The organism is Chryseobacterium sp. 14P4.3.2 (genome assembly GCF_057799275.1).
The window spans coordinates 103,285-116,017 of record NZ_JBYOKO010000009.1 but is presented as its reverse complement, the minus strand read 5'-3'; the positions used below and the strand labels follow the sequence as shown (position 1 = coordinate 116,017).

The window sequence follows — 12,733 nt, the reverse complement described above, 5'->3', positions numbered from 1 at the left end:
ATACCCACTCATCAATTATGATTTTATACAGATAAAAGCTTTTGAGAAAGTCTTTGAAAATAAAAACCACACAATACAATCGCGCGGGATATTCTACAGAATTCAAAACTAAGAACAGCTGAAGCTGCATACTGGCGTGCTGCAGATAATATTTATACTAATAAAACAGTGCAAGGTTTTACTCCTTGCACTACTACTCTATTATGTGTTTTTAGAATCACTGAACTTATTATAGCGATAAAAAATTAATTTTGAAACTTTACAAAATCCAGATAAAAAGAAGGATTTCCTGCGTTGAAGGATACCGGTACAATTCCATTTGTTTTACCAGCTAAGACATTATAGGTGCCCGGTACAGCGAAATATAACACTCTATTTTGATCTCTCGGAAATATGAATGCTGCAGTGTTTGATCCACAATAGCTTCTCCACACGTCACCAATTCCATTGATATAGAAAAAGTAATCATTACAGTCAGAATTGATGGCAATTCCACATCGGAAAAAGTACCAGCCCTTTGCGGGGATAGTCACCTGAACTCCTGTATTCAATCCGGCAGCTCCTATCCCTCCAGTATAAGGATTTACCAATGTTCCGGCGTATGGTGTCCAGTTATTGGCAAATGCTGTAGTAACGGTGGATGACCATGTTGCCAAACCATTTGCGTCACTTGTCAGTACATATCCCAATTGCTGGGTTCCGTCCTTAATCTGAAGAGCACCATTGGTAGTTCCGTTATCAATCACAATTTTTGCACTTGCTGCTCCCGCCGGTACGGCATTGGTTCCTACAAGCACTTTTCCTGTACCACTGATACTTAGATTATTGCCTGCTGTTGCGATATCAGAAGCTTGTGAAAGGGTTCCACCCAGTTTTACATCTGTACCGGACACAGTGAGGCCGTTACTTGCCGTCACATTGTTATTAACAATTGTTCCCATTGAAAGAATTTCCCAGGTAGAATTTGCTCCGGAAAGTCCAGTACTGACAAGCTCAACACTTTGATTGGCTGGTACCGAAATACTGATGTTGCCGTTAATTGTTTCCGGAGCAGCAGCATTTACAGTGATTTTAAAGTTTGAGTTGTTTTTAATTCTGTAAATTCTCCCTTTGAAGTTCCCATCTCCACTAATGGAAACAGGTAAGCTGAATACTGTATCAGCGGTACCACCATATGAAATATGGAAATCTGACGATGTTAAATTATAAGAAGTTGTCACTGCTTTATAATTTGCGGCCAGTGATCCGTTAATATCCATTGTAGAACCTGGATTTGCTGTATTAACACCAACATTTCCTGCCTGAGCAAAGATAATAGCTGGACTTAAAGCTAACACTGCCAAACATAATTTTGCATAAATTTTAATCATTTATTCTTATTTATTATACTAATTGATATTATTAACACACCAGCAAAGGTATTTTAATATCTATTGTCGGAATCTTCTATTATTGTGGAAATACATTTATGGTATTGTGGAAAGATATCCACAAATTTAAATTCCAACAGTGGCGGACATTAGTATATAATAAAGGTTATATCTAGTTTTGTTTCTTCACGTTCGTTGCGAAGCCCTGCTGCCGCACGAATCCTTTCGTGTGGTTTAATAGTATAAGTCAAATATTCCAAAAACAAGAATATGATTAAAAACTCCTTTAAAAATATTCAAGCTGCCAACAACAATGAAACTTATGAAATATAATCCTTAAGGATTGCAGAATTTGTAATACACACTCATCAATTATGATTTTATAAATATAAATGCGTTTGAGAAAGTCTTTGAAAATAAAAACCACATAATACAATCGCTGTAGCTATTGGTATAAAACTGTGTATACATCAATAAAAAAAGCCCCTTAAAAAAGGGGCTTTTGTGACCGCAGAAGGATTCGAACCCTCACTGTTGGAGCCGAAATCCAAAGTTCTATCCATTAAACTATGCAGCCTGTTTCAGGAATTAGGGGTTGGATAATAGGTTGTAGTGAAAACTATTCCTAAATCCTAAGCCCCTGAGCCTAGAAAGTAATCTTCACTCCTCCCAGAATCTGTGCACCTAAGACTTTATATCCTTTGTACGTCTGGTAATTTGAGCTCAGAAGATTATTTCCGAGTGCGAAAATACTGAAATTTTTGTGAATTTTATACTCTGCGGAAAGATTTAAATCAGCATACCCCCCAACTTTATCATTGGTGTTCTCTGTAGACTGGAAAATCATCCCCGGATTGGCTACGCCATCTATTGCATAAGAGTTTGTAGTTCTGTCACTTGCAAAGATCCCTTTGAAGCCTAACAGTAACTTTTTGTCCAGCATTGTATATTTTGCCCCAATGGTTGCATTGAACAACGGAACGTTATAAATATTGTCAAAATTCTTCAAACTGTACTTTGTAAACCTCAATTCTCCGTCGATAGTTAAGTTTTCCAATGGGAAATACTGAACACTTCCTTTGATATCACTTACATTTCCGTCATCATATACTGCAGAGAATGTATTGGCAAAATTGTAGGCAGAACGGTTCAGTGTATACACATCATCAAAAAGCCCGTTCGCTTTAAAGAACATAATATCTCTCATTTTTCCAAAACCTGCAGAGAAGTCATATTTTACCATCTCATCAATATCTCCTCTCAATCCTACATAAAAATGATATTGAGTCTCTGTTGGCTTTAAATACTGGTCAGAAAGTACGAATGGGTTCACCTGCAGAAGGTCTCCATATGTATTCAGCTTAAGACCTCCATCTACCCCACCATAGAATTTAAATTCTTTAGCAGCAGCAAACTGAAATTCAGCCTGTGGAAACCAGTATGTTTTATTATTTTTCAGACGTTCGGCCATAAGGTCGTTTGAATTCTTAGCATTCAGGAAAGAAAATGAAGATCCTAACATCAAATAAGATTCTCCTTTTCTGAAGGTAACCTTCGGAGTAAGACTTGTATTGAAGAAATTAGCAGAGTTTTTATCTCTGATCGCAAAATCTGTTTTTACAGCCTCCAATCCTACACCAAGATCAGCATTCAGGTTAATCCCGGACTTCCCAAGCTCAACAGCATGTTTGGAGAAATTAGCCAAAATAGAAACCTGATTTTCCTGAGCATCAAAATGATCTTTCAGGAATGATGATTTCACTCTTACATCATTTAGGATCTCATTAGAATAGAAATCATAATATCCGTTTACTTTAAACTGGTTCACTTTCTGTTTCAGATCCACATCAGCAGAAGGTTCCAGGGCATAGATCCCGTAATAATTATAGTTATTCAATCCATACTCTGCATTAATGTTGAATTTTCCTTTCTCTCCGTAAGAATTAAGGAAAGCTGCAAAAGCAGCTGAAGTTTGTTTGGAATTCCAGTCATAGTCTTTTTTAAGACCGCTGGTAGAAAGTACATGAACATCCCCTCCTACTTCAAGTTTATTCTGTAGAGTCTTGGACACATTCCCGTCAAACAGAATCTTCCCGTAATTACCCATTCCAAACTGAACGTAATTATTCTGGGCTGTAGCATCAAATTTCGGAGCTACATCTTCCCCCTGAATCGTTGAAGTTTTGAAGTCTGAAACAGCAGGGACATCTGTGATGTTATATTTCACGGGATTCTGGGATTTCTCCTCCGGCGGATAATTTTTAATGGTTTCTACAGAAGTCTTCTTTTTCTCGATCTTCTTCACCTCCGGTTCTCTCTTTTTGTTAAGAACCAATTTCTCCTCCTTGATCTGGGAAAACGCAAACTGCGAAACCCCTAAAAATATTATAGATAATAATTGAATTTTCTTGTTCATATTTTCTTTATTTGAAAAAATATAACGGATTTTACTTATTATTAGAAGCCATATAACTTCCTAATAAAGCTTTCCCCGACTGTTTTGGGAAAGTTCTGCCCAGTCTGAATATATTAAACAGCCAAAGGCTTTGATAAACTTGTAAGTTGTATTTATAATTCTTCGTTGTATTGTTCTCAGCTACATCATAACTATAACCAATATCGTATGGAAATCCTGAAGGCAGCAATCCGACAGTGATTATGCTTCCAATCATTGCATTTCCGCATGAAGGAGTACGCGTCATCATCGGATGCAGGGTTATTTTAGCTGCATGAGTACTGTCTTCTACAATTTCATAAATTCCAGAATGTTTTAAAATATCAAACTCTTGCTTAAGCTCTTTATTCATCACAAAAGCCTTTTGCTTTGGAAAATCTGCCTTTGCATGGCGATATTCCTTAGGGTAAGCATTGTATGATGGTATGCAGCTCCAAAGGGAAGCCGAGACTAAGAAAGAATATGCAGAAATTTTAAACGCTCTCATCTTTTATTTCTTGATCTGCTTTTTAACTTCTTTAGCTTCTGCAACAATTTCCGGGAAGTCCTTATAGTTGGCAATGATCTGATCACAGGTATAACTTGCCTGATAATTATCTTTCAGACCAATGTAGTTTTTAGCCATCAGCACCAGGGCTTTTGCTCCCCAATATTCTTCTGATGAATAATTATTTGCCAGCTTAAAGATTGTCTCATTGGAAGACTTGAATGCCTTTCCTTTGTTCTGATAGTAAGCTTTTGCATAGAATGCTTCTGCAGCTACCGAAGTATTGGAAGACTTTTCAAGAGAAGTATAGGCAGCCTGCGCATCTTTATCTTTCCCTGAATTCATAAGACTTCTTGCCTTGATCACTTTTGCTGTTTCAATAACTGCTGCTGAGTTTTTAGAATTGGCAATTACCGCATTGGCCAGCTTTTCAGCTTCCGAGAAGTTCTTTTCATCTGCATACAGCTTCATCAGCTCAACATTGGCGTAGTTTTTAATACCAATATCTGAAGAGTTTCTGATCCCTTCAAGATATTTCTTGGCTTCAGCAGTATTTCCCTGTGCAACAAAAATCTGCGCCAAACGGGTTTGGGCATCATCCTGATAGTCATTCTGAACGCCTGCTACTTCTTGTAAAACAAGCAATGCTTTAGTTGAATTATTGGTTTGATAATAACTTTCTCCCAGTTCATATTTAGCCTGATAAAGACCTTCTCCGGTAGGATTCTGCGTCAGATATTTCTCATAGTAAGAAATTGCATTTTTATAGTCTTTCTTTGCAAAATACTGCTTACCGGTAGACAGGTTGATCTCATCGATTTCTGAAGCGTCAACATTCACCCCGATATTTCTGGCAAAATTTTCATATCCTGCAACATCTCCGTTTTTCGTGAAGAGCGGTTTAGCAGCCTGTACGATTTTTTGAGCATATGCAGTATTTTTATACTGATCTCCCAGAGATTTCAGTTCAGAAAGTGCTTTATCATTCTGGTTCTGGTCAATATAATTCTGCGCTCTGTAGATAGATGCATTTGCAATCAGATCTTTATCTGAAGATGTTTTGATCACTTTTCCGAAATAATCATTTGAATTTGCAAAATCATCCTGAGCTGCATAGGCTGTCCCTATTTCATATTGTGCATCATCATAATATTCAGAGTCCGGATATTTGGAAAGAAGTCCTTTAAGATTAGTGATCTTCGCCTGTGTATCTCCTTTGAAGCCTAAAGCCATTGCTTTCTGATAAAGCGTATAGTCTGTTGCATCTGCATTTTTATCATAGATGGCTATTGCCTCATTCAGGTCATTATTCGCATAATGAATATCTGCCAGACGAAGTTCCGCATCATTTTTAAATTCCGGTTTCGGGTTTGCCAGATACTGTTTGAAGTAAGTTGCTGCCTGATCGAATTTTTTAGATTTAAAGTAAGCATACCCTAAGTCGTAAGGTAGCTGCTGCTTTTCAGGAAAATTCTCGTTAAGAAGTTTTTCATAACGTACAATCGCAGACGGATAGTTCCCTTTCTGATAATAAACCTGTGCCAGCCAATATAAAGCTCTGCTGTTAAATTCTTTATTGATATTGAAACCAAGACTTCTTAAGAAATATTTCTCAGCTTCATCATAATTTCCTTTGTTAAATTCTTCTGTACCCAATAAGTAAGAAACTTCCTGATCTACCTTATTGATATCAGGAGTAGAACTCTGCAGCCTGTCAATAGCATTCAGTGTTTCTTTATAGTTACCGGAATACAGATATGATTTTACCAATAGTGATCTCATTTCTGAACCATTGGCTGCATTCTGATTTTCATTGATGTAACTTTGAATAACCGCAGAAGGGCTCTCAAACGGGTTACCGATATCATAGCTTAACTTTGCATACTGCTCATGTGCCAGTTTTTTCACTTTAGCATCATAATCCATCTGATAAGAGGAACGGAATGCTGAAAGTGCCTCCTGTTTTTTATCTACTGCCAGATAAGCATTTCCCAATTGGTAATAGGCATTCTGTGATAATGCAGAGTTACTGTTCAGAAGCTGGTTGTAATAAGAAACCGCCTCATCATATTTTTTCAACTGAGCAGCAACGAATCCCATTTCATACAAATCATTTTCAGACGGGTTCTGCTGGACACTAAGATAATCTTTCAAATGGGGATAGGCAGAAGTATAATCATTTTTCATGAAATAACTTTCTCCGATGATCTTATGAACCTCTGCTTTGTAAGAATCTGAAATATTCTCGCTCAGTAAAGCATTTCCTTCAGAAATAGCCTTGTCATAGTTCTTATCATTATAATACATCTGTACATAATAAGGACGAACAAGTTTTGAGAATTTATCCTGATTTTTTATAGAATCAAAATACTGAAAAGCTTTATCATTCTGTCTGTTGCTGTAATAAAGGTGACCCAGCATATAGGCAATATCCCCTTTCTGAGAATGGTCAGCCGATTTATAAGCTTCTTCCAAAGCATCAGTAGCTCCTTTAGAATCTCCGGTCATGAACTTGGCATAACCAAGCTTCAGGATATACTGGGTATTCTCTTCTTTTGAAAGCTGATACTGATTTACTTTTTTCAAAGTTTCCAATGCTTTGTCAAAATCTTTTTTAGCAAGATAATAATCTGCCAAAGGCAAGTTGGCCTGAGCAAAATAAGCAGAATTCGGATATTCTTTCATGAAGGCCGTTAACCCTTCTTCAGCATGATTCTTCTGAAGGATAACACCAATCACATTATCAAAAAACTGCGCCGCCTCCTTTTTCGAACGCGACAAATTCTGATTGTAGAAATATTGTCTTGCGTATTCGTATTGGGAGGCGTTGTATATCTTGGTCTGGTAAAGATTTTCAGCTAGATTGAATCTGTAATTTTCTTTCTGTGTAAAATATTGGGACTGCTGAGCTTCGGAGATTCCGAAATACATCACAGCAGCCGCTAAAAGTATTTTTTTTGATTTCATTCTTCTTGATATAAGAAAATTAGTCTAAATAAGTTAACGAAAATATTAAAAACTTATTGTTTAAACAAGTTTTAACAGATTTAATGTCTAAAATATAGATTTAACAAGTCAGAAATCAATTCACTATTTTATGATAAAATTTCTTACTTTAGCCTGCTAAAAAATAAACAATTTCAGTCATCAATTATCAAAAACATATTTTGATCTGATACTTTTTCAACAGAAGCTAAAAACATACCATAAACGTACTACCGAATGAAATTTAAGATACTTTTAGCATTAATTTTTGTAAATCTGATGCAGGCACAGAAGTTTTACTTCCCGAAAACAGCAGCAACTGACTCAGCCATTTTAGAAAAACAGATGCCTGAACTCGCTTTACAGGTAATTGCGCAACATCAGTCACCTAAGAATAAGCCAAAATATACGGTTACCTTTCTGGATAATCTTTTCCGCTTACAGATCGCTGCAAAAGATTACAAAAACTCTATTACCACTTTGTCTGAATACCGTAAAGAATATGCTGACCATAATATGGCGGGGAACAAATTCCTTGCTTATGAAATTTACAGTATGGCCAAATTGCTGGAAAAGGATCAAAAAATGGTTTTCTCTAATGCTCTGCAGTCTGCATTCAATACAAAATATGAAAGTCTCCCGGTTCCACTGACTGCCAAAATAGGCTCCATTATTAATGGTGATGTAAATGACTATAAAAATACGCTGAAAAAATCCCTTGCCAAGCAGACTGATAAAGATAGTATAAATTACGCCTCGGCTCTTGCTTTGTGCAAAAATTATGTAAACTATAAAACCTATTCCGGCATTATCCCTCAGACATTAAAGTTGCTGAAGGTAAAAGAACAGGAAAAATTCATCATTGAAACAAAGAAACTCAGTTTAAAAAACGGAAACACACTTACCGTTACCATTGTCCGAAAAAAAGAAAACACCTCTCCCCTTCCCGTTATTCTTACCAATAATATTTATGCCGGAGAACTGGTGGATGAAGGCTTAGGTAAAAGGGCAGCGATCTATAATTATGTAGGAGCTATTGTTAATACCCGTGGAAAAAGAGACAGCGACGGAATAAATAATCCATTTGAGCATGACTCCGAGGACCTGTATGAAGTAATAGACTGGGTAAGCAAACAACCCTGGAGTAATGGAAAAGTGGGAATGATCGGCGGAAGTTATTTAGGTTTCAGCCAGTGGGCCGCTGTAAAAAAGCTGCATCCTGCGCTGAAAACTATTGTACCGCAGGTAGCTGTGGGAATAGGAATAGACTATCCTGCTCAAAACAATGTATTCATGAGCTATATGATGCAGTGGATCCGCTATGTCACCAATAATAAGCTGGCTGATGATAAAGACTTTAACAATTATACAAAATGGGACTCTATCAATACAGCATGGTACAAAAGCGGAAAATCATTCAGAGCCCTGGATTCTATAAGCGGCAAGCCAAATAAAATCTTCCAAAGATGGCTGGATCACCCCGGTTATGACAAATACTGGCAAAGAATGATTCCTTATAAAAATGATTTTGCTAAAATCAACATTCCTATTTTAACAACCACAGGTTATTATGATGTTGACCAGATTGGAGCATTATATTATTATAAAGAGCACCACAAATACAATAAAAACCCTGATCATTATTTAGTGATCGGTCCTTATGATCATGCAGGAGCTCAAAGTTTCGGATACAATTATGTTTATGGCTATGGGAATCTACTGATAGATCCTGTTGCCAGAATAAGTATTGATGAGCTTGCTTTTTCGTGGTTCGATTACATTCTGAAAAATGGGAAAAAACCGGAGCTTCTGAAAGACAAAGTAAACTTCCAGGTGATGAGCACCAATACATGGAAGCATGTTCCAAGTCTTGAAAGAATGCATTCTTCTACTCTTAAGTTTTACCTTAGGGATCGTAAAAACGGCGCTTCTGTTTTTGAAAAACCGAAAGCAGAAGAATTCACTAAACAAACCATCGACTTTAAAGACAGAAACCCGAAATATCTTTATCATAAAGTAAGCAAACAGGATAGTGTGTATGTTACGAATTCCGTTTATTTCGAAAGCGAAGTTCTTGACAAAGACCTTATTATCAGTGGAAATTTATCGGGACTCTTCAATGTTTTTGTTAATAAAAAAGATTTTGACACCAACACCTTGTTATATCAGATCCAGCCGGATGGAAAAACGTTTTTATTATCTACTCATATGGCAAGAGCAAGCTATGCAAAAGATAATTCTGTACGTCAACTTCTTCAGCCTGGGAAAAAGGAACAAATCCCAATCAAAAACTCGACATTCATCAGCAAAAAGGTAGAAAAGGGCAGTAAACTGGTATTATTGGCAGGCGTTAATAGAAATAAAAACTGGCAGATCAACTATGGAACAGGTAAAGATGTAAGTGACGAAACCATTAAGGATTCCGGGGAACCTCTGGAGATAAAATGGTATAATGACAGCTATGTTGAAATACCTGTCTATCAAGACTAAAAGCCTTTGTTTAAGGAATTTCATCCAAATGTAGTTAACGACTGTTAACATCAAAATAAAAAATCATTACATTTGCTTTTTTTCAAATCAAATATAGTTATTGAATGAATCAACTTTTTAGAAGAAAAATCTATTCAGATACAGATACTTCAACGGGACTTTTAAGAGTCTTAGGCGTGTGGGACATCGTGTTTTTTGGTATTGCGGCAATTATAGGAGCTGGGAGTTTCAGCAGTTTGGGAGAAGCCGTTTTCAGAGGCGGCCCCGGTGTTATCCTTCTATATTTGATTTGCGGCTTTGCCTGTGGGTTCACCGCTTTATGTTATGCTGAGTTTGCCAGCAGAATTCCTACTGCAGGCTCTGCGTATACTTATGCCTATGCAAGTTTCGGGGAACTGATTGCCTGGATCATCGGCTGGGCCCTGATCATGGAATATTCTTTCGGAAATATTTATGTAGCCTTCTCCTGGTCAGATTATTTCACCAGCTTTTTAGGTCGTCTGGGGATGCATATTCCTGATTACCTGACCTGCAGCTATACAGAAGCCAGAAAAGCCTTTCAGTATGGCTCAGAAAATAAAGAACTGTTGAATGCATGGAACACTGCCCCACTCATCGGAAGCCTTAAGTTTATTGTAGATATACCGGCCCTGGTGATCAACGGTCTTATTACATGGCTTTGTTATGTAGGGGTAAAAGAAAGTAAAAACTTCAACAACTCCCTGGTAATTTTAAAACTAGCTGTAATTGTACTGGTAATTCTTGTGGGATGCGCATATGTAAACACTGAAAACTGGACGCCAATAAGCCCTGCAACAGGATCACCATCCTTCATGCCTAATGGTTTTGCAGGAGTAATGAGTGCGGTATCAGGAGTATTTTTCGCGTATATAGGCTTTGATGCCTTAAGTGTACTTTCTGAGGAAACAAAAGACCCACAGAAAACATTACCAAAGGGGATGATTATCTCTCTTGTTTTATGTACGGTTATCTATATTGCACTGACACTGGTATTAACAGGTATGGTGGACTATAAAAAGTTTGACGGTGTTGGAGACCCGCTTTCCTTTATATTTGAAAAAACCAATGCCAATGTTGCCTGGATGGAACTGGTCGTTTCTTTCGTAGCGATAGTTGCCATTACAACCGTATTATTGGTATTCCAGATGGGGCAGCCAAGAATCTGGTATGCAATGAGCCGTGACGGGCTGATGCCTGCAAGGTTTCAGAAGGTACACCCTAAATATAAGACTCCGTCTTATGCAACAGTGGTTACCGGAATTGTAGTCGGAATCCCTATCCTGTTTACTGATAAAACATTCATTCTTGACTTTACAAGTATCGGAACGATCTTCGCTTTTGTACTGGTTTGTGCAGGGGTACTTCTTCTTCCGGCTAAAGAAAAAATAAAAGGCAGATTCCACCTTCCTTATGTGAATGGAAAGATGATCTTCCCTGTTATTTTTATTGGAGGATTAATTGGATTTTATTACTGGCAGCCGGAGTTTTTCCGTACTTTGACAGACTGGTCTGATCCTAAGGAAGGAGAATTCAGAGCTTCTATCTGCTTCTTCATTGTGATCAACTTAATCTTATGTGTCGTGACTTTTGTTAAAAACCTTTCTCTTATTCCACTAATCGGGTTAAGCTCTTGTTTATACCTTCTTACCGGGATGAGCCATGAAAACTGGTTCTGGTTCGGAATGTGGTTCCTGATAGGAATGGTGATTTACTTCTTCTACGGCTATAAGAATAGTAAACTTGGAAAAGAATTAAGAAACAGTCAAAAATAATAAACAAAATTCCAAAGAGGCAAAACCGCAAAAAGGTCATCTGTAAAGAGACTTATTTGCGGTTTTGCCTTTTTATTTTTCATCCCAAAAACTGAAAATAAGGGCATAAAATCAATTCCTTTTCCACCTGCCGATGGTAATTCATGAAAGTTAATCTTTGAGTTGAAAAGATCAGAATGACCTGTACTGGCACTGTTTATGCCTTATTCTTTAAAATCGGCAGCATTATTGCTATAATATCGATGCCATCAATAAACTAGCCCACCATGTCTGAAAGAATAAAAACATACAGTGAGTTTTATCAGTTTTATCTGACTGAACACAGCAAAACAGGAACACGGATTTTTCATTTCATAGGCACTCTGCTCGTATTTTTTGTTATAGGATACGTTATCAGCTCAGGAAAAGAAAGATTCTTATGGTATGTGCCAATTTTCGGATATGGATTTGCATGGTTCAGCCATGCCGTTATTGAAAAAAACAAACCAGCTACTTTTAAATATCCTTTATGGTCGCTGATTTCAGATTTCAGACTGTTTTTTGAGCTTCTGACTTTCAGACAAAAATTTATAATGCCGGACAAGAAGCCACAGAATGAGTAAATGAAATCCTTTACATGTACATCATTTTTGTATCAAAAAGTATCGTGCTTACAATCAGTATTTTTTTTCAAGAATTTCGTAGTGGATTGTGTTTACTATTTTTTCGGCAAGAGCATCTCCATCAATTTTACTCGGTTGAGGGTTGTAGCTTGAAAAAGTCATGGTATTATCTTTATTTAAGGTGACCTCTACTTCTTCGAGAATGTTTTGGTCATCTACATAAAACTGGATTCTGTTTTCTACAATTCTCCAAAAAGAAAGTCTTGGTTCGGAAGGGCTGCAATCATCCACTGTACCTTCTATATAGTTATAAACAGCAAAACCATCTTCCCGGATTGCATAATTTCTCATCAAACGGCAGTGATCAAATTCTTTGATTACTTTCTTTTTGTTGTCATAAAATCCAGCTTCCTTTAGTTTCCAAAATCCTGTGACGTTGTTTGGAATTAATTTCTGTCCATTCATAACACAAGAAAGAAATAGAAAGAACGCAAGAAAAGGTATCCTGTGCATATTTATGTGATTTTGAGCGAAAATATAATGATTAGAAT

General features: G+C 37.0%; 8 protein-coding genes and 1 tRNA gene. 3 read left to right on the top strand and 6 right to left on the bottom strand.

What is annotated here, in order from left to right:
- Positions 1 to 245: 245 nt before the first annotated feature.
- From AC27VX_RS14620 to AC27VX_RS14600, 5 genes are all read right to left on the bottom strand, one after another.
- Positions 246 to 1,370 carry a hypothetical protein gene (locus tag AC27VX_RS14620; RefSeq protein ID WP_488696327.1) on the bottom strand — a complete coding sequence of 375 codons (1,125 nt, stop codon included), beginning with the start codon at positions 1,368 to 1,370 and terminating at the stop codon, positions 246 to 248.
- Between the two features lie 505 nt (positions 1,371 to 1,875).
- Positions 1,876 to 1,947 (bottom strand) — tRNA-Arg (locus tag AC27VX_RS14615).
- A gap of 69 nt (positions 1,948 to 2,016) precedes the next feature.
- On the bottom strand, positions 2,017 to 3,786 hold the full coding sequence (locus tag AC27VX_RS14610; RefSeq protein ID WP_236854852.1) for a TonB-dependent receptor: 1,770 nt from the start codon (positions 3,784 to 3,786) through the stop codon (positions 2,017 to 2,019).
- A gap of 31 nt (positions 3,787 to 3,817) precedes the next feature.
- Entirely contained in the window at positions 3,818 to 4,312 is a 495-nt protein-coding gene (locus AC27VX_RS14605; RefSeq protein WP_236854853.1) for a hypothetical protein, read from the bottom strand.
- Positions 4,313 to 4,315: 3 nt separating this feature from the next.
- Positions 4,316 to 7,279 (bottom strand): tetratricopeptide repeat protein, encoded by a 2,964-nt coding sequence (locus tag AC27VX_RS14600; RefSeq protein ID WP_236854854.1) that lies wholly within the window; start codon positions 7,277 to 7,279, stop codon positions 4,316 to 4,318.
- Positions 7,280 to 7,534: 255 nt separating this feature from the next.
- Between AC27VX_RS14600 and AC27VX_RS14595 the strand changes: the two genes are divergently transcribed.
- The 3 genes from AC27VX_RS14595 to AC27VX_RS14585 all read left to right on the top strand — a co-directional run bounded on the left by AC27VX_RS14595 (position 7,535) and on the right by AC27VX_RS14585 (position 12,182).
- The gene (locus tag AC27VX_RS14595; protein ID WP_488696324.1) at positions 7,535 to 9,787 is read left to right on the top strand and encodes a CocE/NonD family hydrolase; all 2,253 of its coding nucleotides are present in this window, start codon (positions 7,535 to 7,537) and stop codon (positions 9,785 to 9,787) included.
- A 104-nt stretch (positions 9,788 to 9,891) separates the two neighbouring features.
- Positions 9,892 to 11,580, top strand: a complete 1,689-nt coding sequence (locus tag AC27VX_RS14590; RefSeq protein ID WP_488696322.1) for an APC family permease — start codon at positions 9,892 to 9,894, stop codon at positions 11,578 to 11,580.
- Positions 11,581 to 11,846: 266 nt separating this feature from the next.
- Positions 11,847 to 12,182 (top strand): Mpo1-like protein, encoded by a 336-nt coding sequence (locus tag AC27VX_RS14585; protein WP_236854857.1) that lies wholly within the window; start codon positions 11,847 to 11,849, stop codon positions 12,180 to 12,182.
- 54 nt (positions 12,183 to 12,236) lie between these two features.
- Here AC27VX_RS14585 and AC27VX_RS14580 read toward each other — a convergent pair whose 3' ends face one another.
- The gene (locus AC27VX_RS14580) at positions 12,237 to 12,695 is read right to left on the bottom strand and encodes a lipocalin-like domain-containing protein (protein ID WP_488696320.1); all 459 of its coding nucleotides are present in this window, start codon (positions 12,693 to 12,695) and stop codon (positions 12,237 to 12,239) included.
- Positions 12,696 to 12,733: the final 38 nt, after the last annotated feature.